The sequence below is a fragment of the Franconibacter sp. IITDAS19 genome (assembly GCF_023079515.1).
GTDB classification, from domain to species: domain Bacteria; phylum Pseudomonadota; class Gammaproteobacteria; order Enterobacterales; family Enterobacteriaceae; genus Franconibacter; species Franconibacter pulveris.
On the sequence record NZ_JALJCP010000010.1, the window covers coordinates 1 to 25,072 of the forward strand.

The 25,072-nt window shown below is 57.8% G+C and carries 26 protein-coding genes and 2 pseudogenes; 16 read left to right on the top strand and 12 right to left on the bottom strand.

Annotation, left to right across the window (positions count from 1 at the left end; genetic code table 11):
* Positions 1-186, top strand: a 186-nt coding sequence (locus MT962_RS22320; protein WP_348773193.1) for a hypothetical protein, incomplete at its 5' end; no start/stop codon positions are given.
* A 9-nt stretch (positions 187-195) separates the two neighbouring features.
* Here the strand turns inward: MT962_RS22320 and MT962_RS22325 are convergent.
* Positions 196-279 (bottom strand): annotated as a pseudogene (locus tag MT962_RS22325) (VENN motif pre-toxin domain-containing protein); the annotation flags it as partial.
* A gap of 170 nt (positions 280-449) precedes the next feature.
* On the opposite strand from MT962_RS22325, the gene MT962_RS19635 reads away from it, so the two are divergent.
* Positions 450-905, top strand: a complete 456-nt coding sequence (locus MT962_RS19635; protein ID WP_247366277.1) for a SymE family type I addiction module toxin — start codon at positions 450-452, stop codon at positions 903-905.
* Between the two features lie 12 nt (positions 906-917).
* Here the strand turns inward: MT962_RS19635 and MT962_RS19640 are convergent, their stop codons facing one another.
* The 7 genes and pseudogenes from MT962_RS19640 to metB all read right to left on the bottom strand — a co-directional run bounded on the left by MT962_RS19640 (position 918) and on the right by metB (position 7,349).
* Positions 918-1,220 (bottom strand): hypothetical protein, encoded by a 303-nt coding sequence (locus MT962_RS19640; RefSeq protein ID WP_024560421.1) that lies wholly within the window; start codon positions 1,218-1,220, stop codon positions 918-920.
* A complete protein-coding gene (locus MT962_RS19645) occupies positions 1,217-1,477 on the bottom strand; it encodes a hypothetical protein (protein WP_247366278.1) in 261 nt (86 codons plus the stop codon). The genes MT962_RS19640 and MT962_RS19645 overlap by 4 nt, the downstream gene beginning before the upstream one ends.
* 11 nt (positions 1,478-1,488) lie before the next feature.
* The gene (locus MT962_RS19650) at positions 1,489-1,842 is read right to left on the bottom strand and encodes a hypothetical protein (protein ID WP_247366279.1); all 354 of its coding nucleotides are present in this window, start codon (positions 1,840-1,842) and stop codon (positions 1,489-1,491) included.
* Between the two features lie 84 nt (positions 1,843-1,926).
* Positions 1,927-2,004 (bottom strand): annotated as a pseudogene (locus MT962_RS22270) (VENN motif pre-toxin domain-containing protein); the annotation flags it as partial.
* A gap of 479 nt (positions 2,005-2,483) precedes the next feature.
* The gene (metF, locus tag MT962_RS19655) at positions 2,484-3,380 is read right to left on the bottom strand and encodes a methylenetetrahydrofolate reductase (RefSeq protein ID WP_024556731.1); all 897 of its coding nucleotides are present in this window, start codon (positions 3,378-3,380) and stop codon (positions 2,484-2,486) included.
* A gap of 373 nt (positions 3,381-3,753) precedes the next feature.
* Positions 3,754-6,186 (bottom strand): bifunctional aspartate kinase/homoserine dehydrogenase II, encoded by a 2,433-nt coding sequence (locus tag MT962_RS19660; protein WP_247366280.1) that lies wholly within the window; start codon positions 6,184-6,186, stop codon positions 3,754-3,756.
* A gap of 2 nt (positions 6,187-6,188) precedes the next feature.
* Complete coding sequence (gene metB, locus MT962_RS19665; RefSeq protein ID WP_247366281.1) at positions 6,189-7,349, bottom strand: cystathionine gamma-synthase; 1,161 nt, start codon at positions 7,347-7,349, stop codon at positions 6,189-6,191.
* Positions 7,350-7,625: 276 nt separating this feature from the next.
* Here metB and metJ point away from each other — a divergent pair, with 276 nt between their 5' ends.
* Entirely contained in the window at positions 7,626-7,943 is a 318-nt protein-coding gene (gene metJ / locus MT962_RS19670; protein ID WP_024556735.1) for a met regulon transcriptional regulator MetJ, read from the top strand.
* Positions 7,944-7,991: 48 nt separating this feature from the next.
* Here metJ and rpmE read toward each other — a convergent pair whose 3' ends face one another.
* Complete coding sequence (gene rpmE, locus MT962_RS19675) at positions 7,992-8,204, bottom strand: 50S ribosomal protein L31 (RefSeq protein ID WP_024553817.1); 213 nt, start codon at positions 8,202-8,204, stop codon at positions 7,992-7,994.
* Between the two features lie 248 nt (positions 8,205-8,452).
* Here rpmE and priA point away from each other — a divergent pair, with 248 nt between their 5' ends.
* The 7 genes from priA to rraA all read left to right on the top strand — a co-directional run bounded on the left by priA (position 8,453) and on the right by rraA (position 16,524).
* Positions 8,453-10,648: a primosomal protein N' gene (gene priA / locus MT962_RS19680; RefSeq protein ID WP_247366282.1), complete on the top strand. Its 2,196-nt coding sequence runs from the start codon at positions 8,453-8,455 to the stop codon at positions 10,646-10,648.
* Positions 10,649-10,811: 163 nt separating this feature from the next.
* On the top strand, positions 10,812-11,846 hold the full coding sequence (cytR, locus tag MT962_RS19685) for a DNA-binding transcriptional regulator CytR (RefSeq protein ID WP_048887627.1): 1,035 nt from the start codon (positions 10,812-10,814) through the stop codon (positions 11,844-11,846).
* 87 nt (positions 11,847-11,933) lie between these two features.
* A complete protein-coding gene (gene ftsN / locus MT962_RS19690; protein ID WP_048887626.1) occupies positions 11,934-12,986 on the top strand; it encodes a cell division protein FtsN in 1,053 nt (350 codons plus the stop codon).
* Between the two features lie 90 nt (positions 12,987-13,076).
* Positions 13,077-13,607 carry an ATP-dependent protease subunit HslV gene (hslV, locus tag MT962_RS19695; RefSeq protein ID WP_024553821.1) on the top strand — a complete coding sequence of 177 codons (531 nt, stop codon included), beginning with the start codon at positions 13,077-13,079 and terminating at the stop codon, positions 13,605-13,607.
* A gap of 9 nt (positions 13,608-13,616) precedes the next feature.
* Positions 13,617-14,948 (top strand): HslU--HslV peptidase ATPase subunit, encoded by a 1,332-nt coding sequence (hslU, locus tag MT962_RS19700; RefSeq protein WP_024556739.1) that lies wholly within the window; start codon positions 13,617-13,619, stop codon positions 14,946-14,948.
* Positions 14,949-15,016: 68 nt separating this feature from the next.
* Positions 15,017-15,946, top strand: coding sequence for a 1,4-dihydroxy-2-naphthoate polyprenyltransferase (gene menA / locus MT962_RS19705; protein WP_024560426.1), 930 nt, complete (start codon positions 15,017-15,019; stop codon positions 15,944-15,946).
* 92 nt (positions 15,947-16,038) lie between these two features.
* On the top strand, positions 16,039-16,524 hold the full coding sequence (rraA, locus tag MT962_RS19710) for a ribonuclease E activity regulator RraA (RefSeq protein ID WP_024556741.1): 486 nt from the start codon (positions 16,039-16,041) through the stop codon (positions 16,522-16,524).
* Between the two features lie 49 nt (positions 16,525-16,573).
* Here rraA and zapB read toward each other — a convergent pair whose 3' ends face one another.
* Positions 16,574-16,819 carry a septal ring assembly protein ZapB gene (gene zapB, locus MT962_RS19715; RefSeq protein ID WP_110877497.1) on the bottom strand — a complete coding sequence of 82 codons (246 nt, stop codon included), beginning with the start codon at positions 16,817-16,819 and terminating at the stop codon, positions 16,574-16,576.
* Between the two features lie 426 nt (positions 16,820-17,245).
* Between zapB and MT962_RS19720 the strand changes: the two genes are divergently transcribed.
* The 3 genes from MT962_RS19720 to MT962_RS19730 all read left to right on the top strand — a co-directional run bounded on the left by MT962_RS19720 (position 17,246) and on the right by MT962_RS19730 (position 20,099).
* Positions 17,246-18,091 (top strand): MIP/aquaporin family protein, encoded by an 846-nt coding sequence (locus MT962_RS19720; protein ID WP_024556742.1) that lies wholly within the window; start codon positions 17,246-17,248, stop codon positions 18,089-18,091.
* Between the two features lie 20 nt (positions 18,092-18,111).
* The gene (glpK, locus tag MT962_RS19725) at positions 18,112-19,623 is read left to right on the top strand and encodes a glycerol kinase GlpK (RefSeq protein WP_024556743.1); all 1,512 of its coding nucleotides are present in this window, start codon (positions 18,112-18,114) and stop codon (positions 19,621-19,623) included.
* A 113-nt stretch (positions 19,624-19,736) separates the two neighbouring features.
* The gene (locus tag MT962_RS19730) at positions 19,737-20,099 is read left to right on the top strand and encodes a YibL family ribosome-associated protein (protein ID WP_024556744.1); all 363 of its coding nucleotides are present in this window, start codon (positions 19,737-19,739) and stop codon (positions 20,097-20,099) included.
* Positions 20,100-20,105: 6 nt separating this feature from the next.
* Here MT962_RS19730 and MT962_RS19735 read toward each other — a convergent pair whose 3' ends face one another.
* Positions 20,106-20,666, bottom strand: a complete 561-nt coding sequence (locus tag MT962_RS19735) for a GNAT family N-acetyltransferase (protein WP_247366283.1) — start codon at positions 20,664-20,666, stop codon at positions 20,106-20,108.
* Positions 20,663-20,944: a DUF1778 domain-containing protein gene (locus MT962_RS19740; protein ID WP_029590134.1), complete on the bottom strand. Its 282-nt coding sequence runs from the start codon at positions 20,942-20,944 to the stop codon at positions 20,663-20,665. The genes MT962_RS19735 and MT962_RS19740 overlap by 4 nt, the downstream gene beginning before the upstream one ends.
* A gap of 437 nt (positions 20,945-21,381) precedes the next feature.
* Here MT962_RS19740 and lldP point away from each other — a divergent pair, with 437 nt between their 5' ends.
* The 3 genes from lldP to lldD are packed head-to-tail and all read left to right on the top strand — an operon-like array spanning position 21,382 to position 25,024.
* Positions 21,382-23,037: an L-lactate permease gene (gene lldP, locus MT962_RS19745; RefSeq protein WP_024556747.1), complete on the top strand. Its 1,656-nt coding sequence runs from the start codon at positions 21,382-21,384 to the stop codon at positions 23,035-23,037.
* The gene (gene lldR, locus MT962_RS19750; RefSeq protein WP_024556748.1) at positions 23,034-23,822 is read left to right on the top strand and encodes a transcriptional regulator LldR; all 789 of its coding nucleotides are present in this window, start codon (positions 23,034-23,036) and stop codon (positions 23,820-23,822) included. Before lldP ends, lldR begins: the two co-directional genes overlap by 4 nt.
* Entirely contained in the window at positions 23,819-25,024 is a 1,206-nt protein-coding gene (gene lldD / locus MT962_RS19755) for an FMN-dependent L-lactate dehydrogenase LldD (RefSeq protein WP_247366284.1), read from the top strand. Before lldR ends, lldD begins: the two co-directional genes overlap by 4 nt.
* The last annotated feature ends 48 nt before the right edge of the window (positions 25,025-25,072 follow it).

A 25,072-nucleotide genomic window follows, 5' to 3' on the forward strand; every position in this document is an offset into this window, starting at 1 on the left:
TTCATCAGCGGTCAGTTTGTCGGCAAGCGTTTTCGCCACTACGCCAGTAATACCAGCCTTGACCCCGATTTCCAGCAACTGCTCTGCAACCTTCGTCCGGCACGGCGCTGCAACCGCGCAACCTCTGGCAACCAGAGACAGCGAGTTATTCTCAACCGCATTTTTCCCTGCCTGCGCACCGGTTAACACACCGGCGCTGCTGTCTCCGGCAATGCCGCCAGCAAGCCCTGCCGCAAGCGTTGAGAAAGCGCTGATGGTCTGCTTCTCTTCTTCGGTCAGGTCCGCTGCGCTTTTGCCGGGAACATCTGCGCCAGCAAGATGTGAGCTGCCTGTTCCCCTGCCACCGCACCGGCAGCGCCTGCCAGAGCATTGCGTCCCTGAAGCTCCGCCACGACGGCTCCGGCGATGGCATGGGCAATCGCTTTACTGCCCTCGTCCAGGTTCAGCTTATGGCCGATAACATCCGCCAGGTACGGCGCTGCGCCACCTGCCAGCGCCGACTGAACGTCCCCGCCCGCCAGGCCCGCTGGTTCGGTGATGGCGCCATCCTACTGCAGACTGCGTCGTGCCTTCGGCGTGGCTGCTGCCGCGCAACTGGAGCGTCGCAACACATCACCCGCTGCGAGTACTACAGCCGGGCCGTGCATAACGCGATATTTTTACGCGTCGAGTGGATAATGCACGCGGGATTTACTGACGGGATGCCGGTTAAGATACGGGTGATGTCGGACTGCATCGTTATCACCACCCGGAACAGCCGCGAGCTGTACGGCTACGCCGAGGAGCTGAGCGTGACGTACGTCAACAGGCCAAAGATGCTCCAGTGGTTTAAGACCTTCCCCGGCGCGCTTAATGACACCGGTAATGTGCCGGTGATTAAGCGCGGGGATGGGCATTGCGGGTAAGATCTTTTACAGTTAAAGGAAGTCTGGATCTATCCGGCCTTCTGCTTTCAGGATTTCAATAAAACGCCTGTAAGTTTCTGGATCACCCTCAACCAGATCATCCAGTATTCCTTCTGCAATGAGAGGGTTAAAAAAGATACCATCTTCAAAAAAAATAAAATCACCTGACATTGTAGGATCTATAATTTCTACTTTATCCGCGTTAAATACAGACAACCCATACTCTTTGACTAGGCCATAAAAATAGGTTTTCCCCTTCATCCAGTAAATGGCGTAAACATCTATAAGTGTCCCATCATTTTCTTTTATTTTCATTTAATAACATCCTTAATAGAATCAATCACCTTAGCTGGATCAGCAACATTTCTTTGAGGTGTGGTAATTTTCATATCATAAGCCTTACCAGTATATGAGTTACATTGATAATGCACTGTTATTGTTGAACCATCAGATAGCTTTTGCTTCGCTTCCATTTTCTGGAATCCCGCAGAAGTTGGGAAACGAGGAGCTTTGTTCATTCCTTTTAGTGGTTCTCCAGCAGAAGCTGGATTTGCCCGAACTTGATTCCACACGATTTTTTCGTTCAGATCACGCGGGAATGGATTCTGTATCCCCTGGCTGTTGTTATATATTCCGCGTTCCTGATTAACTGCTGCTGTTCCTTTGTCAGACGCGATATGGGATTGTTTGCTGCCGGTTTCTCTACTGTTAGCCCAAAAATAAGTCCGGCGAGTATCGCCTTATTCAGGTTAGTTTTGTGCAGCTCTGTATTATTCGCCACCGGTTCCAGTTCAGAGATTGAGTAAGCAACCAGTTGCTGGCATTGCGTGTTACAGTCCGGCGACGCTTGCAGTACTTTCAGTTTTTCCAGTTCTGCTTTCTGCTCGTTAACAGGAATTGCAGTAGCAAGGGCTTGTTTCTGCTTCTCTGTATCCAACTTTTTCAGGTCAGACTGAAGCTGTTCTCTCTCGGCCTCAGTCTTCGCATTCGCATACTTTTCGGTGAAGGTCGTGATGTCCTTATCACTCAGATAGTTATTCTCAACCGCATTTTTCCCTGCCTGCGCGCCGCCAAGCGTCAGGCGCTCTGAGCCATACAGGCGGTCGGGCGACTACTGGCCGTAGGCGCTGGCGATAAAGGCGCAGCTACCGCAGTACAGATCTGGCCTGCAGCAAATAATAAAATTAAAAAACGAGAAAACATTCCCTGGATCCTGTCCATGATCAAATTAAATAATAACGCGCAGAAATTAAATGGCGTTAAATTTAAGGAAGAGAGTTTTCCGATAGAATATCAATTTTTTCTGTGACAGCAATATAGACAGGAAAGATATATCTTTCTGACAGGTGGGCGGTATTGATTTAATTTAAAGGCAATGCATTTACCGACTTAAATTAAATTGGCGTAATGAATGCCTGTAAATAACAGGAAGATTAATTTAAAAAGAAAGAAAAAATCATAAATTAAGCGGTAATTTTATTTCATCTCTACTGCGCAAGATCACATTCCAGGATGACCAGGTCATTTCTGCGCAAAATAATAAAGGAGGCAATCGCCTCCTTTATTTCATTGCCTGGCTTATGCCGCCACCGCCGGTCTTACCCCAAGCGTATGGCAGATGGCGTAGCTCATCTCCGCGCGGTTGAGCGTATAGAAGTGGAAGTCCTTCACCCCTTCGCGGCTTAAGATTTTCACCATGTCCATGGCGATATTGGCGCCCACCAGCTTGCGGGTTTCAGCGTCGTCATCAAGGCCTGCGAACATTTGCGACATCCAGGAAGGGATGCGCACATTGGTCATATCGGCAAACTTTTTCGCCTGTTTGAAGTTGGAGACAGGCAGAATGCCCGGGATTATCTCCACATCAATGCCCGTCGCCGCGCAGCGGTCGCGAAAGCGCAGGTAGCTTTCCACATCAAAGAAGAACTGGGTGATGGCGCGGTTAGCGCCCGCGTCGATTTTGCGCTTGAGGTTAAGCAGGTCCGCCTGCGCGCTTTTTGCTTCCGGGTGGACTTCCGGGTAAGCGGCGACGGAGATATCAAAATCCGCCACCTCTTTGAGCAGCGCCACCAGATCGCTTGCGTACATGTCCGGCTTGCCGCTGCCCGGCGGCAGGTCGCCGCGAAGCGCCACGATATGACGGATGCCGTTATCCCAGTAATCACGTGCAATGGCGCGCAGTTCGTCGCGGGTGGCGTCGATGCAGGTGAGGTGCGGCGCAGCCTCAAGCCCGGTGCGCTCTTTAATGCCCTTGATAATGCTGTGCGTGCGGTCGCGCTCGCCGGAGTTTGCGCCGTAGGTCACCGAAACGAATTTCGGCTTCAGGCTGCTTAAACGGTCGATGGAGGTCCACAGGGTTTGCTCCATTTCACTGGTGCGCGGCGGGAAAAATTCAAAAGAGACGTTAATCTGGCCCTGCACTTCGGCCAGGCTCTGATTCAGGGCTTCCCGCTGGTTGGCGTGAAAAAAGCTCATACCTTACCTCATCAATCGCTACATAATCGTTGTTGTGTTGTGAACTTCTATACGTTTAGACGTCCAGATGTAAAAATGACGGAAAAGCGAGGGGCCGTCAACAGAAAAATAGTTATCTTGCGTGACGAATATTCAGCCAACATGAAAAACGTTCATGTTAAGGCAAGGGGAGCAGAGGTGAGCTTAAGGCAGGTAACGTATGGCGGGTGGCGCCACCACGCTGACTCGCCCGGGGGTTATCGCCTGCGGCGTTTGCGCTTCGCCCCTCACCCCGACAGGGTGAGGGGAAAGGTCATGGCGATAAGCGTCGCCTGCCAGTAACTTGCTGCATAAAAAAAGGAGCCATTGGCTCCCTTTTCATTACCTGCCTTTATTAGAGCAGCTGCGCCAGCCGGTTGAGGTCTGACTGGATCGCGCCGGCGGTAACGTCGCGCCCGGCGCCCGGCCCGCGGATCACCAGCGGGTTATCGCGATACCAGCGGCTCTCAATCGCAAACACGTTATCGCACGGCAGCAGCGAGGCCAGCGGGTGCTCGGCTCGCACCGCCTCCACCCCCACGCGCGCTTTGCCGCTGGCGTCGAAACGCGCTACATAGCGCAGCACCAGGCCCATTTCGCGCGCCGCTTCCAGCCGCTGCACCATCTGCTCGTTCAGTTCATCGCCGTTTTCGAAGAAATGGTCCACCGAGCCCGCTTCGCAGCCCGCCGGCACCAGCGATTCCACGCGCACCTGTTCCGGCTCGATGTCATAGCCCGCTTCACGCGCCAGGATCACCAGCTTGCGCATCACGTCTTTACCGGAAAGGTCCACGCGCGGGTCCGGCTCCGTCAGCCCCTGCTGCCAGGCCTGGTCGACGAGATCGGTAAACGGCACCGTGCCGTCGAACTGCAGGAACAGCCAGGAAAGCGTGCCGGAGAAAATGCCGCTGATAGCCAGAATGTTATCGCCGCTGTCGCGCAGGTCGCGCACCGTGTGGTTAACCGGCAGCCCGGCGCCGACGGTGGCGTTGTAGAGCCAGTGACGGCCCGTCTTGGCGAACGCGTCGCGGATCTGGCGGAATTTGTTGCTGGTGCTTGCCCCGGCCAGCTTGTTGGCGCTGATGACATGGAAGCCGTGGCTGGCGAAATCAAGATACTGGTCCGCCAGCTCCTGGCTTGCGGTCACGTCGAGCACCACCAGGTCGTCGTAAGGGTGGGCGCGCATCCACAGGAACAGCGACTCTTCGTCATGCTCCACCGCTTCATCATTAAAGAAGGCGAGTGCGCGGCTGGCGTCCAGCCCATTGTAATTAAGCAGGCTGCGGCGGCTATCCACCACGCCCGCCAGCACAAACTCAAACCCGGTGCGGGCGGAGAAGGTCTCCTGCTCACGGGCGAACAGCTCCAGCCAGCGCGAACCAATGTTGCCCTTGCCGAACAGCATCAGGCCGATGCGTTTCTCGGCGCGGAACAGCGACTGGTGCAGCCCCTGGATCAGGTGTTCGGTCGGCCCGACGCGCAGCACCGCCACGAGGCTGATGCCGTCGTCCGACTGCCAGATAAACTCCACCGGCTGGTCTTTCAATTGCTGCCAGAAGCGGTGGCTGTGCAGCGGATTGCGGCATACGCCCGCGCCAACCAGCGCCACCAGCGCCAGCCCTTCGCGAAGACGCAGCTCGCCTGGCAGCCCCGCGTCTTCCAGGATCTGCAACGCGCTGCCCACCACCTCTGAGGTGTAGCAGAGCTGCAGCAGGCTGCGGTCCGGGTGGACGCCCACGGAAAGCGGGCGCACCTGCGCGCGCTTGAGCAGCGCATCCACCTCTTTATGCGCCAGTTTGAAATCCTGGTGCGAGGCCACTTCGAATTCAATCAGGCAGACATCGTCGTGGCTGGTGACGATGCGCGCGCCGGTGCCGGAAGCCAGTACACGCTCAATGCGCGTGGAACCCTGCTCCGGGTTGTAGCTGCAGCGCAGCTGAAGGTCGATATCGCTGCCGGATACCGGCTGTAAAGTCCGGGCATGCAGCACGGGCGCGGCCAGGCGCGCCAGCTCGCTCGCTTCGTCCAGGCGCAGCAGCGGCAGCAGGCAGGCGTCTTTCACTTTGCGCGGGTCGGCGCTGTAAACGCCCGCCACGTCGCTCCAGATGGTGACGCGAGAAACCCCGGCCAGCGCGCCGATTTGGGTGGCGGAGTAGTCGGAGCCGTTGCGGCCCAGCAGCACGGTTTCGCCCGCGTCGTTACGGCAGATAAAGCCGGTCACGACCACGCGTTTGCCAGGATGCTGAACCAGCAGTTGTTGCAACAGAGGGTAAGAGAGCCCTTCATTAACCTGCGGCTGCGCCGCGCGTTCAGCGCGCAGGAAATCGCGCGCATCCAGCCAGGCAGCTTCCAGCCCTTGCTGGTTTAGCACCGCCGCCATCAGCCGTGCGGACCAGACCTCGCCGTGCCCTACCACCTCAGCGTAAACCGCATCGGTAATGGTGCCGTCGAGCAGCCCCGCCAGGCGTTCAAGATCGTGGATGAATTCGCTAATCAGTCCATCAGCGACATCCGGCGGCAGCAGGCCGCTAATCAGTTCGCTCTGATAGCGACGCAGCGCCTGCTGCACCTGGTGGGCGGAGAGACGGTCGCTCTGGCTAAGCTTCAGCCAGCTTATCAACTGGTTGGTGGTGCTGCCCGCCGCCGACACCACCATCATGTCGCCAGGCAGGGAGTAGTCGGCCATGATGCCCGCCACCCGCAGGTAACACTTCACATCGGCGAGACTGCTGCCACCAAATTTATGCAGTTGACGACCCTTCGTCCCTGCAGGCGCTGTAACACTCATGCTTACCCCTTACTCGCCGCCCGGAAGCCATTTTCCAGGTCGGCAATCAAATCTTCGCTATCTTCAATACCTGTCGAGATGCGCAACAGCGTCTCGGAAATGCCGGCTGCGGCGCGCGCTTCCGGCGCCATGCCCGCGTGCGTCATGGTCGCCGCGTGGGAAATCAGGCTCTCGACGCCGCCAAGCGACTCCGCCAGCGTAAACAGCGATAACCCCCCCAGGAAACGGCGCAGTGTCTGTTCGTCGCCGTCCAGCTCAAAACTCAGCATCGCGCCGAACCCTTTTTGCTGGCGCGCGGCAATCTCATGCCCCGCGTTATCCGGCAGAGAGGGATGATACAACTTTTTCACCAGCGGCTGAGTCTTCAGGAAGTCGACAATCGCCTGGGCGTTACGCTGCGCCACCTCCATGCGCGGGCTTAACGTGCGCAGGCCGCGCAGCAGCAGGTAGCTGTCGAATGCGCTGCCGGTTACGCCGATATTATTGGCCCACCATGCCAGTTCGGTGACGATGTCCGGATCCTTTGCAATGACCACTCCCGCCACGACATCGGAGTGGCCGTTGAGGTATTTGGTGCAGGAATGGAGCACCAGATCCGCCCCCAGCGCCAGCGGGTTTTGCAGCGCCGGGCTCAGGAAGGTGTTATCCACCACGCTTATGGCTCCGGCTTCGCGAGAAAGTTCGCAGATTTTCGCAATATCCACCACGCGCAGGAGCGGGTTGCTCGGGCTTTCCACCAGCACCAGCTTCGGTTTTTCCGCCAGCGCCGCGTTTAACGCCGCCTCATCGCCCTGATCGACGAATTTAACGCGATAGCAGCCGCGTTTCGCCAGGCTGTCGAACAGACGGTAGCTGCCGCCGTAGCAGTCGTGCGGCGCCACCAGCAGATCGCCAGGCTTAAGGAAGACGGTAGTGACCAGATGTATGGCCGACATGCCGGTATTGGTCAACACCGCGCCCGCGCCCCCTTCCAGCTCCGCCAGCGCGCGCTGCACGACGTCACGCGTCGGGTTGCCGCGACGGGAGTAATCGTGAGCGCGGGGCTCGTTGAAGCCAGTGAAATTGTAGGTGCTGGAGAGATGAATAGGCGGGACAACGCAGCCGTACTGCTCGTCGTCGTTTAATCCGCTGCGAACTGCGATGGTGGCCTGTTTACGCGTCATGGTGAGTCGTTTCCTGGCTTATCGGATAAAAGTCAGGCCACAGAGTAAACACTGAGGCAATAGACGTCAATACATCTGGACATCTAAACTTCTTTGCGTATAGATTGAGCAAAAGCGTAATAACCGTTAAAATTGGGGTTTTAGAGCAGTGCAGCAGCGCGAGCGCCGTCATCACGGTATATTCTACGCTGTACACTAAAAGACGTTATGGTTAAGACCGTGAGATTCGTCAGGTTTTGACCCTGGACCAATGACTGAGAGGATTAAAGGTATCTCATGGCTGAATGGAGCGGCGAATATATCAGCCCCTACGCTGAGCACGGCAAGAAGAGTGAACAAGTTAAAAAAATTACGGTTTCCATTCCTCTGAAAGTGTTAAAAATCCTCACCGATGAACGCACGCGTCGTCAGGTGAACAACCTGCGTCACGCCACTAACAGTGAGCTGCTGTGCGAAGCGTTCCTGCACGCGTTTACCGGCCAGCCCCTGCCGAACGATGAAGACCTGCGTAAAGACCGCAGCGACGAGATCCCGGAAGAGGCGAAGGTTATTATGCGTGAGCTGGGCATCGACCCGGATACCTGGGAATACTGATTCGCAGAAACAAAAAAGGCGCCTTTCGGCGCCTTTTCTTTGGGTAGCTTATTTGCTGCCCGGGATGCTGAAGCGTTTGTTGAAACGCTCAACACGACCACCGGTATCAACAACACGCTGCTTACCAGTGAAGAACGGGTGGCATTTGCCGCACACGTCCAGGTTCAGGTCGTGACCCACGGTAGAGCGGGTTTTGATAACATTACCGCAAGAGCAAGTTGCAGTAATTTCTACATAATTCGGGTGAATACCTTTTTTCATGGGAAAACCTCGGTTAAGGCCGCGTCGCTCTTCCGGCCCTGACGCCAGACACCACGCGATGTTGATAGTAAGGTTTGATGGCGGAACTGCACATCAAAGGCGGCGAATCATACAGAAAATAACCACCCAATGCAAATCTGTCTGCAATCTTCCGCGCCGGCAACGCCGGACAGCCCAGCAGAGAGTGCGCCATTTTACGGACACACAGTGTACACTATGGCGTCGTATTTATCAGCCGGATGATTTTCATGCCTGTTGCTCATGTTGCCTTGCCCGTTCCTTTAGCCCGCACTTTTGACTACCTGCTGCCTGACGAGATGACGGCGGCCGCAGGCTGCCGCGTGCGCGTGCCTTTTGGCAAGCAGCAGCGCGTCGGCATTGTGGTCTCCGTGAGCGAGCAGAGCGAACTGCCGCGTGATGAGCTAAAAAGCGTGGTGGAAACGCTCGACGCAGAGACGCTCTTTCCGCCCGCGCTGTGGCGGATACTGCTGTGGGCGGCAGATTATTATCATCACCCGCTTGGCGACGTGCTGTTTCACGCCCTGCCGGTGCTGTTGCGCCAGGGTAAACCCGCAAGCCCGGCGCCTTTATGGTACTGGTTCGCCACCGACGAAGGACGCAGCATCGACCTGCAAAGCCTTAAGCGCGCGCCGAAGCAGCAGCAGGCGCTTGCCGCGCTGCGCCAGCGCAATATCTGGCGCCATGAAGTCAATGAGCTCGGCTTTACCGACGCCGCTTTCCAGGCGCTGCGGGAAAAGGCGCTAAGCGATTTGCGCAGCGAATCGCCTGCCGTTACCGACTGGCGCGCCGCGTTCCACGTTTCCGGCGATCGTCTGCGGCTTAATACCGAACAGGCGACTGCGGTAGGCGCCATTCACAGCGCGGCGGACAGCTTTTCCGCCTGGCTGCTGGCGGGCGTAACCGGCTCCGGCAAAACGGAGGTTTACCTCAGCGTGCTGGAGAATGTGCTTGCCCAGGGCCGCCAGGCGCTGGTGCTGGTGCCGGAAATCGGCCTGACGCCGCAGACCATCGCCCGCTTTCGCGAACGCTTTAACGCGCCGGTGGAAGTTTTACACTCCGGGCTTAACGACAGCGAGCGGCTGAGCGCCTGGCTTAAGGCGAAAAGCGGCGAAGCGGCCATCGTTATCGGCACCCGCTCCGCGCTCTTCACGCCGTTTAAAAATCTGGGCGTCATCGTTATCGACGAGGAGCACGACAGCTCCTACAAGCAGCAGGAAGGGTTCCGCTACCACGCCCGGGATCTCGCGGTTTACCGCGCCCATACCGAGCAGATCCCTATTATCCTTGGCTCCGCCACGCCTGCGCTGGAAACGCTGCACAACGTGCGCCAGCGTAAATACCGCATGCTGAAGCTGACCCGTCGCGCCGGCAACGCGCGCCCGGCTCTGCAGCACGTTCTGGACTTAAAAGGCCAGCCGCTGCAGGCGGGGCTTGCGCCCGCGCTTATCGCCAGCATGCGCCAGCATTTGCAGGCCAATAACCAGGTCATCCTGTTTCTTAACCGCCGCGGCTTCGCCCCTGCGCTGCTGTGCCATGACTGCGGCTGGATTGCCGAATGCCCGCGCTGCGACCATTACTACACGCTGCATCAGGCGACGCATCAGTTGCGCTGCCATCACTGCGACAGCCAGCGCCCGGTGCCGCGCCAGTGCCCGCAGTGCGGCTCCACGCATACCGTGCCGGTGGGGCTGGGCACAGAGCAGCTGGAGCAGACGCTCGCGCCGCTTTTCCCCGACGTGCCGATTTCCCGCATCGACCGCGACACCACCAGCCGCAAGGGGGCGCTGGAGCAATACCTGGCGGAAGTGCATCGCGGCGGCGCGCGTATTCTTATCGGCACCCAGATGCTGGCGAAGGGGCATCACTTTCCTGACGTCACGCTGGTGGCGCTGCTGGATGTCGACGGCGCGCTGTTTTCCGCCGATTTCCGCTCCGCCGAACGTTTCGCACAGCTTTATACCCAGGTGGCGGGCCGCGCTGGCCGCGCCGGCAAACAGGGCGAAGTGATCCTACAGACCCACCACCCGGAGCATCCTTTATTACAGACGCTCTTAAGCCAGGGGTATGACGCCTTCGCCGATCAGGCGCTGGCGGAGCGCGTCGGCGTATCACTGCCGCCGTTCAGCAGCCATGTGCTGATTCGCGCTGAAGATCATAACAACCAGGAAGCGCCGCAGTTCTTGCATCAGATGCATAACCTGCTGCGCTCCAGCCCGCTGGCGGACGACCATTTATGGATCCTCGGCCCGGTGCCCGCGCTGCAACCCAAACGCGGCGGCCGCTACCGCTGGCAACTGCTTTTACAGCATCCCTCCCGGCAACATTTACAGCGCTTGCTTGGCAACAGCCTGGCGCTCGTCAACACCCTGCCCGCCGCGCGTAAAGTGAAGTGGGTGCTGGATGTGGACCCGATCGAAAGTTAACCAACCCGGCGATTTCTGCGAAACATATCGAAAAAAATAAAATCTCCATCACATTACTGATGTAATTTTTGTAAGTCGGTGCTTTAAATAGCTGATATGAATGTGATGTAGGTCAGATACAGGATGTATCTGCGTCCGCCGTGGCGCAGGTGAGGAGAAGAAGTTGAAGCCCAAGAAGCAGGTTGCCGCCGCAACCATGAAAGATGTCGCCGCCAAAGCTCGCGTTTCGACGGCCACGGTATCGCGCGCCTTAATGAACCCGGAAAAGGTATCGCAGACCACCCGCCACCGCGTTGAACAGGCGGCTATCGACGTGGGCTACCTGCCCAACTCGCTCAGCCGCAGCCTCAAGCGCAACGAATCCCGCACTATCCTCGTTATCGTACCGGATATTTGCGACCCTTTTTTCAGCGAAATTATTCGCGGCATTGAAGTCACGGCGGCGGAGCAAGGCTATCTGGTATTGATTGGCGACTGCGCCCACCAGAACCAGCAGGAAAAAACATTCATCGACCTGATTATTACCAAGCAAATCGACGGCATGCTGCTGCTCGGCTCCCGCCTGCCTTTCGACGCCAGCAAAGAGGAGCAGCGCAACCTGCCGCCGATGGTGATGGCGAATGAATTCGCGCCGGAGCTGGAACTGCCGACGGTGCATATTGATAACCTCACCGCCGCTTTTAACGCGGTCAATTACCTGCATGAGTTGGGCCACGAGCGTATCGCCTGCATCGCCGGGCCGGAAGAGATGCCGCTGTGCCATTATCGCCTGCAGGGTTACATACAGGCGCTGCGCCGCTGCGGCATTACCGTCGACCCGCACTATATCGCCCGGGGCGATTTTACCTACGAGGCGGGCGCCAACGCGCTTTCTCAACTGCTCGACCTGCCTAAGCCTCCCACCGCCGTTTTTTGTCACAGCGACGTAATGGCCCTTGGGGCGCTCTCGCTCGCTAAACGCCGCGGCTATAAGGTGCCGGACGATATCTCGCTGATAGGCTTCGATAATATTTCGCTTTCCGCCTTCTGCGACCCGCCGCTGACCACCGTCGCGCAGCCGCGTTTTGATATCGGCCGCGAAGCGATGCTGCTGCTGCTCGATCAACTTCACGGGCAGACGGTCAACAGCGGTTCGCGCCTGCTCGATTGCGAGCTGGTGGTTCGCGGCTCAAGCAGCGCGCCGAAGCCGCGAAAATAAGCGGCTTTAAGACGCCCCCGACTGGTCAAAGGGCCGCCCCTTAAGTAACATGGCGGGCTGATAACGAACGAATACAGCGAAACGATAGTGGCACAAAGAGATTATGTACGCCGCGGACAGCCGGCTCCCGCGCGGCGCAAAAAGAGTCCTACCCGCAAAAAGCAACGTAACCTGCCTGCTGTTTCCCCGGCTATGGTCGCCATCGCGGCCGCTGTGGTGGTCGCTTTTATCGGCGCCCTGTACTTTATTACCCATCACAAGAAAGAAGAGGCGGAGACGCTGCCGGGCCATAAAGTGGCGGGCAACGGGCTGCCGCCGAAGCCGGAAGAGCGCTGGCGTTATATTAAAGAGCTGGAAAGCCGCCAGCCTGGCGTTGTGAAACCCACCGAGCCTACGGCAGGCGGGGAAATCATGAACCAGGAGCAACTGACCAACGAACAGCGCCAGCTGCTTGATCAGATGCAGGCGGATATGCGCCAGCAGCCGACGCAACTAAGCGAAGTGCCGTGGAATGAGCAGACGCCGGAGCAGCGCCAGCAAACGCTGCAGCGCCAGCGGCTTATTCAGCAGCAACAGCTGAACGCGGCGGCGCAGCAGCAGCGTAACCCGCAGCGTGTCGCCGAGCAGCAGCAGCCATACCAGCCGCAGCAGACTCGTCAGCCGCAGGCATATCAGCAGCAAACGCGTCAGGCGCAGAGCTATCAGCAACAGCCTGTGCGCACCGAGGCGTATCAGCAGCCGCAAGTGAAAACCGCGCAGCCGGTTCGCAGCAACGCGCAACAGCAGCCTTATCAGGATCTGCTGCAAACGCCGCCGCATAACACCGCGACGCGTACGCAGCCGAAAACCGAGCAGAGCGCGCCGGTCACCCGCGAGACGGAAACGGCGAAACAGCCTGCCGCGAAAAAAGACGAGCGCCGCTGGATGGTGCAGTGCGGCTCGTTTAAAGGCGCGGAACAGGCGGAAACCGTACGCGCGCAGCTGGCCTTCGAGGGCTTTGATTCACGCATTACCGCCAACAACGGCTGGAACCGCGTGGTTATCGGCCCGATGAAAGGCAAAGAGAACGCCGACGGCACCCTCACCCGCCTGAAGCTTGCGGGCCATTCAAACTGCATTCGTCTCGCCGCCGGGGGTTGAAAGCCCCGAAACGCCCCCCATCTATAATTGCATTCTGCCCCGTACACCGTGCGGGGCCCTTCTTTAGCCTATGCAATAAGGGGATTGCTCGTGACAACAATAGTAAGTGTGCGCCGCAACGGCCAGGTCGTGATTGGTGGTGACGGACAGGCCACCCTGGGCAATACCGTGATGAAAGGCAACGTGAAAAAAGTGCGTCGCCTGTATAACGACAAAGTTATCGCCGGTTTTGCAGGCGGCACCGCAGACGCCTTCACGCTGTTTGAACTGTTTGAACGCAAGCTGGAAATGCACCAGGGCCATCTGGTCAAAGCCGCCGTTGAGCTGGCGAAAGACTGGCGCACCGACCGTATGCTGCGCCGCCTCGAAGCGCTGCTGGCGGTGGCGGATGAAAACGCCTCGCTTATCATCACCGGCAACGGCGACGTGGTGCAGCCGGAAAACGACCTGATCGCCATCGGTTCCGGCGGGCCTTACGCGCAGGCCGCGGCGCGCGCGCTGCTGGAAAACACCGAGCTTGGCGCTCGTGAAATCGTAGAGAAGTCGCTGGGGATTGCGGGTGATATCTGCATCTACACCAACCACTTCCTCACCATCGAAGAATTACCTTCTAAAGCGTAAGGATCTCCCATGTCTGAAATGACTCCTCGCGAAATTGTCAGCGAACTCGACAAACACATTATCGGTCAGGACGCGGCGAAGCGTTCTGTCGCTATCGCGCTGCGTAACCGCTGGCGCCGTATGCAGCTTAACGAAGAGCTGCGCCATGAAGTGACGCCGAAAAATATTCTGATGATTGGCCCGACCGGCGTCGGTAAAACCGAAATCGCCCGTCGTCTGGCGAAGCTCGCCAACGCGCCGTTTATTAAAGTGGAAGCGACCAAGTTCACCGAAGTGGGCTACGTAGGTAAAGAAGTGGATTCTATCATCCGCGATCTAACCGATTCCGCTATTAAAATGGTGCGCATGCAGTCCATCGAGAAAAACCGCTATCGCGCTGAAGAGCTGGCCGAAGAGCGTATTCTTGACGTGCTGATCCCGCCGGCGAAGAACAACTGGGGCCAGCCGGAGCAGGCGCAGGAGCCTTCCGCCGCCCGTCAGGCGTTCCGCAAAAAACTGCGTGAAGGCGAGCTCGACGACAAAGAGATTGAAATCAATCTCGCCGCCGCGCCGATGGGCGTGGAGATTATGGCGCCTCCTGGTATGGAAGAGATGACCAGCCAGCTGCAGTCGATGTTCCAGAACCTGGGCGGCCAGAAGCAGAAACCGCGCAAGCTGAAAATCAAAGACGCCATGAAGCTGCTGGTGGAAGAAGAAGCGGCGAAGCTGGTTAACCCGGAAGAGCTGAAAGAGCAGGCTATCGAAGCGGTTGAGCAGCACGGCATCGTCTTTATCGACGAGATCGACAAAATCTGTAAGCGCGGCAACGTTTCCGGCCCGGATGTCTCCCGCGAAGGCGTGCAGCGCGACCTGCTGCCGCTGGTGGAAGGCTGCACCGTCTCCACCAAGCACGGCATGGTGAAAACCGACCACATCCTGTTTATCGCCTCCGGCGCGTTCCAGGTGGCAAGCCCGTCTGACCTTATTCCGGAACTGCAGGGCCGCTTGCCTATCCGCGTAGAGCTGCAGGCGCTGACCACCGAAGACTTTGAGCGCATCCTGACTGAGCCGAACGCATCGGTCACCATGCAGTACAAAGCGCTGATGGCGACCGAAGGGGTGAACATCGACTTTACTGACGATGGCATCCGCCGTATCGCCCAGGCCGCGTGGCAGGTGAACGAAACCACCGAAAACATCGGCGCGCGTCGTCTGCACACCGTGCTGGAGCGCCTGATGGAAGATATCTCTTACGACGCCAGCGACCTCGGCGGCCAGAGCATTACCATTGATGCGCAATACGTAAGCAAACATCTGGATGAGCTGGTGGCAGATGAAGATCTGAGCCGTTTTATCCTATAATCGCGCGCAACGCATTTTCATCACAGTTGATGGGGGCAATGCCCCCATTTTTTATTGTTGGCGCACTCATGACTGAAACCGTTTCTTTAAGCCGTACCCAGGCCTGGCTGGAAAGCCTGCGCCCGCGTACGCTGCCTCTCGCTTTCGCCTCGATTGTGGTCGGCACGGCGCTTGCCTACTGGCAAGGCATGTTCGATCCCCTCGTCGCTCTGCTGGCGCTGCTCACCGCCGGGCTTCTACAAATTCTCTCGAACCTCGCTAATGATTATGGCGACGCGGTAAAAGGCAGCGACAAGCCGGACCGCATCGGCCCGTTGCGCGGCATGCAAAAAGGGGTGATCACCGCGACGCAGATGAAGCGGGCGCTGGTCGTCACCGTTATCCTGATTTGCCTTTCCGGGCTTGCGCTGGTGCGCGTCGCCTGTCATACCATGACGGACTTTGTCGGCTTTCTGGCGCTTGGCGCGCTCTCTATCGTCGCCGCCATTACCTATACCGTCGGCAACCGCCCTTACGGCTATATGGGGCTTGGCGATCTCTCGGTGCTTATTTTCTTTGGCTGGCTGAGCGTTATCGGCAGCTGGTATTTACAGGCGCACACGCTGATCGGGGCGATTGTCCTGCCTGCCACCGCCAGCGGCCTGCTGGCTGCCGCCGTGTTGAACATTAATAACCTGCGCGATATCGACAGCGACCGCATGAACGGTAAAAACACGCTGGCGGTGCGTCTGGGGCCGGTGATGGCGCGCCGCTACCACGTTGCGCTGCTGATGGGCTCGCTGCTCTGCCTTGCGGTTTTTAACCTGCTGTGGCTGCAAAGCGCCTGGGGCTGGCTGTTTGTTCTCGCCGCCCCTTTGCTGGTTAAACAGGCGCGCTATGTCTTAAGCGAGCAAGAACCCGTCGCGATGCGCCCGATGCTTGAGCGCACGGTAAAAGGCGCGCTGCTGGTTAACCTGTTGTTTGCGCTGGGCGTTGTGCTCAGCCGCGTGCCTTTTTAGCTGACAAATATCAATTAACAATTGATGATTTTGCCAACAATGCGCGTTAAGCGATATACTGAAAACTCTTGCAGCAACTAAGCGTTAAGCCAATGAAATACGATACTTCTGAGCTTTGTGATATCTACCAGGAAGAGGTCAACGTCGTTGAGCCGCTTTTTACTAACTTTGGCGGCCGCTCTTCGTTTGGCGGACAAATCATCACGGTAAAATGTTTCGAGGACAACGGGTTGCTGTATGAGCTGCTCGAGGAGAACGGCCGCGGCCGCGTGCTGCTGGTCGACGGCGGCGGCTCGGTACGCCGTGCGCTGGTCGACGCCGACCTTGCGCGCCTCGCGGTGCAGAACGAGTGGGAAGGCCTGGTGGTCTATGGCGCGGTGCGTCAGGTGGACGACCTTGAAGAGCTCGACCTCGGCATTCAGGCCATCGCCGCCATTCCGGTGGGCGCGGCTGGGGAAGGCATCGGCGAAAGCGACGTGCGCGTTAATTTCGGCGGCGTCACCTTCTTCTCCGGCGACCATCTCTATGCCGACAATACGGGCATTATCCTCTCCGAAGATCCGCTGGATATCGAATAACAAAAACGGGCGCTTTAAGCGCCCGTTTTTGTTTGGTCAAAGCGTAAAATCACACTTCTTCCATTTTGCCCAGCAGCGCCTGCAGACGCTCCTGCCATACGTGTTGCTGTTCGCGCAGCTGATGGTTCTCACGCTCCAGCTCTTCGCGGCTGCCCTGCGCGTTTTGTACTTCCTGCGCCAGGCTGTTGTTCTTTTCTTTCAGCTCTTCGATTTCCATCTGCAAAAGCGTGATGGTATCAACCGCCTGCTGTACTTTTGCTTCCAGTTTCTCAAACACTTCAAATGACATCGTCATACCTCTCCTGAATTGCAAGGCGTTGATGGATGGCTATCCTCGTCCCGGTTGCCGGCGACGCCTTATGTTACGTGCGAAAACGCTAGTCCCGATTGTATGAAGCGTGACAGCCAGTGTCCAGCGGCATCCCGCGCTGTTTGCGGATTGCCACACTTTTCAGCCTATGCTGAATGCCCTTTGCAAGCATTGCAGGTAGTTATTAACATTTCCCTCACCCATTTCGCGCATTTATGGTGCCAGCGCAATTTATCCTTTTCTGAAATAGCGCGAAAACGCTCATTTTCTTGACGCATCACACACATTTCGATTTCGTTATTTCTCGTTTTTGCTCGTTAACGATAAATTAACACTGTGTCTACACGACATACCGGACAGTTTTACCGCCCGGCTAACAATAACATTCACTTTGCCTTCAGGACCCCGATTATGAGTCAAACATCAACCTTAAAAGGACAGTGCATCGCAGAGTTCCTCGGTACCGGGTTGTTGATTTTCTTCGGTGTAGGATGTGTGGCTGCGCTGAAAGTGGCAGGCGCCAGTTTCGGCCAGTGGGAAATCAGTATCATCTGGGGTTTGGGGGTGGCGATGGCCATCTATCTGACCGCAGGCGTGTCTGGTGCGCATCTGAATCCGGCGGTAACCATAGCGTTGTGGCTGTTCGCCTGCTTTGACGGGCGCAAAGTTGTACCTTTTATCTTTTCTCAGTTTGCCGGCGCTTTTTGCGCAGCGGCGTTAGTTTACGGGCTTTATTACAATCTTTTTTACGACTACGAACAGACACACCATATGGTCCGCGGCAGTGTGGAAAGCCTCGACCTGGCCGGTATTTTTTCTACTTACCCGAATCCGCATATTAATTTTATGCAGGCCTTCGCAGTAGAAATGATTATCACAGCTATCCTGATGGGCGTGATCCTGGCGTTAACCGACGACGGCAACGGCATTCCGCGTGGTCCGCTGGCGCCCTTGTTGATTGGTCTGCTGATTGCGGTCATCGGCGCCTCCATGGGGCCGCTCACCGGCTTCGCCATGAACCCGGCGCGCGACTTAGGACCGAAAGCCTTCGCCTGGCTTGCGGGCTGGGGTAATGTCGCCTTTACCGGCGGGCGTGAGATCCCCTACTTCCTGGTGCCCGCGCTGGGTCCGGTGGTCGGGGCGGCGCTTGGCGCATTCGGCTATCGCAAATTGATTGGCCGCCATTTACCGTGTGATGCTTGCGTGGATGACGCTGAAGAGCAGTCCACCGCCGCACAACAAAAAGCTTCGCTGTAACAGATTGACGGGACACCACTATGACTACAGAAAAAAAGTATATCGTCGCGCTCGACCAGGGTACGACCAGCTCACGCGCCGTAGTACTGGATCATAACGCGAATATCGTCAGCGTCTCGCAGCGCGAGTTTACGCAAATCTATCCGAAAGCGGGCTGGGTAGAGCATGACCCAATGGAAATCTGGGCTTCGCAAAGCTCCACGCTGGTGGAAGCGCTGGCGAAAGCGGATATCAGCTCCGATCAGATTGCCGCCATCGGCATTACCAACCAGCGCGAAACGGCGGTGGTGTGGGAACGTGAAACCGGCAAGCCGATTCATAACGCTATCGTCTGGCAGTGCCGCCGCACGTCGGAGATTTGCGAGCAGCTTAAGCGCGACGGCATGGAAGAGTACGTGCGTGAGGCTACCGGCCTGGTTATCGACCCTTATTTCTCCGGCACCAAAGTGAAATGGATTCTGGATCACGTGGAAGGCGCGCGCGAACGCGCCCATCGCGGCGAACTGCTGTTCGGCACCGTTGACACTTGGCTTATCTGGAAAATGACCCAGGGACGCGTGCACGTAACCGACTACACCAACGCTTCCCGCACCATGCTGTTCAACATTCACGATCTCGACTGGGATGACAAAATGCTGGACGCGCTGGATATCCCGCGTGCGATGCTGCCCCAGGTGCGTAAATCGTCTGAGGTCTACGGCCAGACCAACATCGGCGGTAAAGGCGGCACCCGTATTCCTATCGCCGGCATCGCGGGCGACCAGCAGGCGGCGCTGTTCGGCCAGCTCTGCGTGAAGGAAGGGATGGCGAAAAACACCTACGGCACCGGCTGCTTCATGCTGATGAACACCGGCGATAAAGCGGTGAAGTCGACCCATGGTCTGCTTACCACCATCGCCTGCGGCCCGCGCGGCGAAGTGAATTACGCGCTGGAAGGCGCCGTGTTTATGGCGGGCGCGTCCATTCAGTGGCTGCGCGACGAGATGAAGCTTATCAGCGACGCTTTCGATTCCGAATATTTCGCCACCAAAGTGAAGGATACCAACGGCGTTTACGTCGTTCCGGCCTTTACCGGCCTGGGCGCGCCGTACTGGGACCCGTATGCCCGCGGCGCCATTTTCGGCCTGACGCGCGGCGTGAACTCCAACCACATCATCCGCGCTACGCTTGAGTCTATCGCTTTCCAGACCCGCGACGTGCTGGAAGCGATGCAGGCGGATTCCGGCATGCGCCTGCATGCGCTGCGTGTGGACGGCGGCGCGGTAGCCAATAACTTCCTGATGCAGTTCCAGGCCGATATTCTCGGCACGCGCGTGGAACGTCCGGAAGTGCGCGAAGTCACCGCGCTTGGCGCTGCCTATCTCGCAGGCCTCGCAGTGGGTTACTGGCAGAACCTGGATGAGCTTCAGGAAAAAGCGGTCATCGAGCGCGAATTCCGTCCTGGCATCGAAACCGTAGAGCGCAACTACCGCTACGACGGCTGGAAAAAAGCGGTCAAACGCGCCATGGCGTGGGAAGAGCGCGAAGAGTAATCCCTCCCCTTTCTCCCGCCTGCGGGCGGGAGAGTTTCCCCCGTTTTACCGATCCTGCCGCCAGATAGTGTATCCTTTGCATCAGAACTCCCCTTTTTGATGGTCAGCAGTGAATGAAAGAGATCGAAAAAGCAGAAATTAAGCGTCTGAGCGACCGGCTCGACGCCATCCGCCACCAGCAGGCCGCCACGCCGCTGACGGAAGCCGCAGACAAATACATGGAGCTGGAAAAAGAGAAAGAGACGCTTGAGGCGGAAATCGCTCGTCTGCACGACGTACGCAACCAGAAGCTCAGCAAAGAGGCGCAGAAGCTGATGGCGATGCCGTTTAAGCGCGCCATTACCAAAAAAGAGCAGGCCGATATGGGCAAGCTGAAGAAAAGCGTGCGTGGGCTGGTGGTGGTGCATCCGATGACCGCGCTGGGCCGCGAGATGGGTTTAAAAGAGATGACGGGCTTTGCGAAAAGCGAGTTTTAATCGTCTTTATCGAGCGGGCCGCACCGGTCCGCTATCTTTTACCACAGGCGGTGAAAGTAAAGTATCAAGCGCATTCACCGGAAAAAAGAGTCTCTTACGTTCATCAGTGGTTTGTACCGGAATAAATCCAAGTTTCTGATAAAACGCCGCAGCTTGCTCATCTTTCGCCTCTACAAACAGGGCATAGACACCCACTGTACGGGCTACTTCATAAACTCGCCTGGCCGCATCAGCTACCAGCATAGAACCCAGCCCCTTTCCGGCAAACCGTTTATCTATCGCCAGTCTTCCTAATAAGATACAGGGCGCATTAGCGTAAGGGATTTGCCGCCGCATGTTGCCAAAAAAAGCTTTTTCAAAAGAAGCGCCGGATAAAGTGTAATAACCGGCAATAGCAGGTTCCGGTTCATTTGTAAGGAGCACCCATGCACGCAGCACATTACGCTGCTGCTGAAGGGCAAGGCGGTCGCGTAAAAAAACATCCAGTTCACGACAGCCGCAATCAAAAGAAGCCATTGCCCATCCCTGCTCAGGCGCGAAGGGAAAAACGCCTTTTTTCAGCTTCATTCCCAGATTTCATCTTCATCAAGCCGCTTAAAAGCACGCTGTAGTGGCTCGTTTGGTGCGGGTGGGTTATCCAGCGCAGCCATTACGGCAAGCCACCCTTGCTCGGTTAATTTGATGCGGCTGTGCTCTTCAAGAAGCAACTGCGCGCGCTTACAGGCGGAATCAACAATAAATTGAGACACGCTCACTTTCTCCAGGCTGGCGGCGGCTTCAATACTCGCTTTGTCGTCAGAGGAAAGACGGCATTCAAGACGCTCTTTTTTAGATTGCGAGGCCATGATAATCCTCCTTGCGGGCGATGCCTTTAACTGTACGGTAAAGTTCCGTACAGCGAGAATAACCCCGGATTGTTGCATTTTCAAACAGCCTCCCTTAAATGCAGATTCACGTTTTTCAGAATGCATGTTATCTGCGCTTTCCAGTAAGCAAACCACTTCGCTCCGCTTTTACGAGCAAGCTTCCAGATAATCGCGTTATACAGGCTAAGCCGGAGCGGCAAGCGCGTAATTGGTCCAACCAATCTCAACCAAAATTTCTCTGACTCTCACAGAACCCCAAAAATCAGTAACCATCGCGTTGCTTAAAACTAACATCTGATTAACCATTCATTGTCACTTACCCTACAAACCCACTTTGGTTGGACCACTTTTACAAAACGCCATGACAGATGAGCGCAGACTCACCGCGGCGCTGAGCGGTCCCCAGGAGACAGGCAATGGAACTCTGGCAACAGAATTACGACCCGGCAGGCAACCTCTGGCTCTCCAGCCTGATTGCCGCGCTGCCCATCCTCTTTTTCTTTTTCGCGCTGATTAAGCTCAAGCTGAAAGGCTACCTGGCGGCGACCATTACCGTCGCCATCGCGCTGCTGGTGGCGCTGTTCTTCTACCGCATGCCGGTCGACCGGGCTTTCGCCTCGGTGATTTATGGCTTCTTCTATGGTCTGTGGCCAATAGCCTGGATAATCATCGCGGCGGTCTTCGTCTATAAAATTTCCGTGAAGACCGGGCAGTTCGACATCATCCGGTCATCAATACTCTCAATCACGCCGGACCAGCGCTTACAAATGCTGATTGTCGGCTTCTCCTTCGGGGCGTTTCTGGAAGGGGCGGCGGGATTTGGCGCGCCGGTGGCGATTACCGCCGCCTTGCTGGTCGGGCTTGGCTTTAACCCGCTCTACGCGGCAGGCCTGTGCCTTATCGTTAACACCGCGCCCGTCGCCTTTGGCGCAATGGGCATTCCGATTCTGGTGGCAGGCCAGGTGACGGGCATCGACAGCTTCGCCATCGGCCAGATGGTGGGCCGTCAGCTGCCGTTCCTGACCATTATCGTGCTCTTCTGGATCATGGCGATCATGGACGGCTGGCGCGGCGTGAAAGAGACGTGGCCGGCGGTGCTGGTGGCGGGCGGTTCGTTCGCCATCGCCCAGTATTTAAGCTCGAACTTTATTGGCCCGGAGCTGCCGGACATCATCTCCTCGCTGGTGTCGCTGGTCTGTCTGACGCTGTTTTTGAAACGCTGGCAGCCGGTGCGCATCTTCCGCTTTGGCGATGTGGGCGCGTCAATGGTCGACCAGACGCTGGCGCGTAAAAATTACACGCCAGGTCAGGTGGTGCGCGCCTGGACGCCGTTCCTGTTCCTCACCGCCACGGTCACGCTCTGGAGCGTGCCGCCATTTAAGGCGCTGTTCGCGAAGAACGGCCCGCTGGCGGACTGGGTCTTTAACGTCGCCGTGCCGCATCTCGACAAGCTGGTGGCACGCATGCCGCCGGTGGTGGCGCAAGCCACGCCGTACCCGGCGGTCTACAAGTTCGACTGGTTCTCCGCCACCGGCACCGCCATTCTCGTCGCCGCGATAATCTCTATCATCTGGTTGCGGATGAAGCCGAAAGCGGCGGTGGAGACCTTCGCCCAGACGCTAAGAGAGCTGGCGCTGCCCATCTACTCCATCGGCATGGTGCTCGCCTTCGCCTTTATCTCTAACTACTCCGGGCTGTCGTCAACGCTTGCGCTGGCGCTCTCCCACACCGGCAGCGCGTTCCCGTTCTTCTCGCCGTTCCTCGGCTGGCTCGGCGTTTTCCTGACCGGCTCGGACACCTCGTCGAACGCGCTGTTCGCCGCCCTTCAGGCCACCGCCGCCCAGCAAATCGGCGTGTCGGATATTCTGATGGTGGCGGCCAACACCACCGGCGGCGTGACTGGCAAGATGATTTCGCCGCAGTCCATCGCCATCGCCTGCGCGGCGGTGGGGCTGGTGGGCAAAGAATCTGACCTGTTCCGTTTTACCGTGAAGCACAGCCTGATCTTCACCTGCATGGTGGGCCTTATCACCACGCTTCAGGCCTATGTCTTCACCTGGATGATCCCATGACGACCATGACAAAGCGCCTCGCCGACCACCTGGTGGAGCGCATCCGTATTTTTATCCGTGACCGGGGACTGGAGGCGGGCATGCGGTTGCCCGCCGAGCGCAAGTTCGCCGCCGAGCTTGGCGTATCGCGCAATTCCCTGCGCGAGGCGATACAAATCCTTATCCGTGAAGGGCTGCTCATCAGCCGTCGCGGCGGCGGCACCTTTTTGCGCTACCAGCTGGAACCCTGGTCGGAACAGCGCATCGTGCAGCCTATCCGCAGCCTGCTGGCGGACGACCCCGGCTACCGCTACGACATACTAGAGGCGCGTCACGCCATTGAGGCCAGCACCGCCTGGCACGCGGCCCTTCGCGCCACCCCCGCGGATAAAGAGAAGCTGCAAATTTGCTTTGACGCGACGCTGAAGTTTACCGAGCAGGATGACCCGGACCTCGCCGCCCAGGCGGATGTGCGTTTTCATCTGGCGATTGCCGAAGCGTCGCACAATATCGTGCTGCTACAGACCATGCGCGGTTTCTTCGACCTGCTGCAATCCTCCGTCATGGAGAGCCGTCAGCGGATGTACCTGCAACCGCCGATTTTCTCGCAGCTCACCGAACAGCACCGCGAAATGCTGGACGCGATTCTGGCAGGCGACGCCGAGCGGGCGCGCAAAGCGGTGATGCAACACCTCGGTTTTGTTCATTCCACCATTAAACAACTTGATGAAGACGTCGCCCGCCAGGCGCGCGTGACCCGCCTGCCCGACGACCTGCTCACACTTCCCAGGGAGAAAAAATCATGATTATTTCAGCGGCAAGTGACTACCGGGCCGCGGCGCAGCGCAAGCTGCCGCCTTTTCTGTTCCACTATATCGACGGCGGCGCTTACGCTGAATATACCCTGCGTCGTAATGTGGAAGACCTTTCGCAGGTGGCGCTGCGCCAGCGCGTGCTGAAGAACATGTCTGATTTAAGCCTTGAGACAACGCTTTTTAACGAGACGCTCTCTATGCCGGTGGCGCTCGCCCCCGTCGGGCTGTGCGGCATGTACGCCCGTCGCGGCGAAGTGCAGGCGGCGCGCGCGGCGGCGGCGAAGGGCATTCCCTTTACCCTTTCCACCGTTTCCGTCTGCCCGATTGAAGAGGTCGCGCCCGCCATTAATCGCCCGATGTGGTTCCAGCTCTATGTGCTGCGCGACCGGGGTTTTATGCGCAACGCCCTGGAGCGCGCCAAAGCGGCGGGTTGTTCGACGCTGGTCTTTACCGTGGATATGCCGACCCCTGGCGCACGTTATCGTGACGCCCACTCCGGCATGAGCGGCGCCAACGCCGCCCTGCGCCGTTACTGGCAGGCGGTGACGCACCCGCAATGGGCCTGGGATGTGGGGCTGCACGGCCGCCCGCACGATCTCGGCAATATCTCCACCTATCTTGGCAAACCGACCGGGCTTGAGGATTACATCGGCTGGCTTTCGAACAACTTCGACCCGTCTATCTCCTGGAAAGACCTGGAGTGGATCCGCGAATTCTGGGACGGCCCGATGGTGATTAAAGGCATCCTCGACCCGGAAGATGCCCGCGACGCGGTACGCTTCGGCGCCGACGGCATTGTGGTCTCCAACCACGGCGGCCGCCAGCTCGACGGCGTGCTCTCTTCCGCCCGCGCCCTGCCCGCCATCGCCGACGCGGTGAAAGGCGACATTGCTATTCTCGCCGACAGCGGCATTCGCAACGGGCTGGACGTGGTGCGCATGATTGCACTCGGCGCCGACAGCGTGCTGCTGGGCCGCGCCTACCTTTACGCCCTCGCCACGCACGGTGAGAGAGGGGTCGCTAATTTGCTGAATCTGATTGAAAAAGAGATGCGGGTAGCGATGACGCTGACCGGCGCGAAATCGGTTAAAGAGATCACGCGCGAGTCGCTGGTGCCGGCGCCGGAGTTCACCTCCGTGCTGGCGGAGTTGCCTGCGTCCAGCGCGCAGACGAAACGGCATAACGCGGCGTAAGCGCCTTTAACGGCGGGTGGCGCTGTGCTTACCCGCCCTGCGGAAACA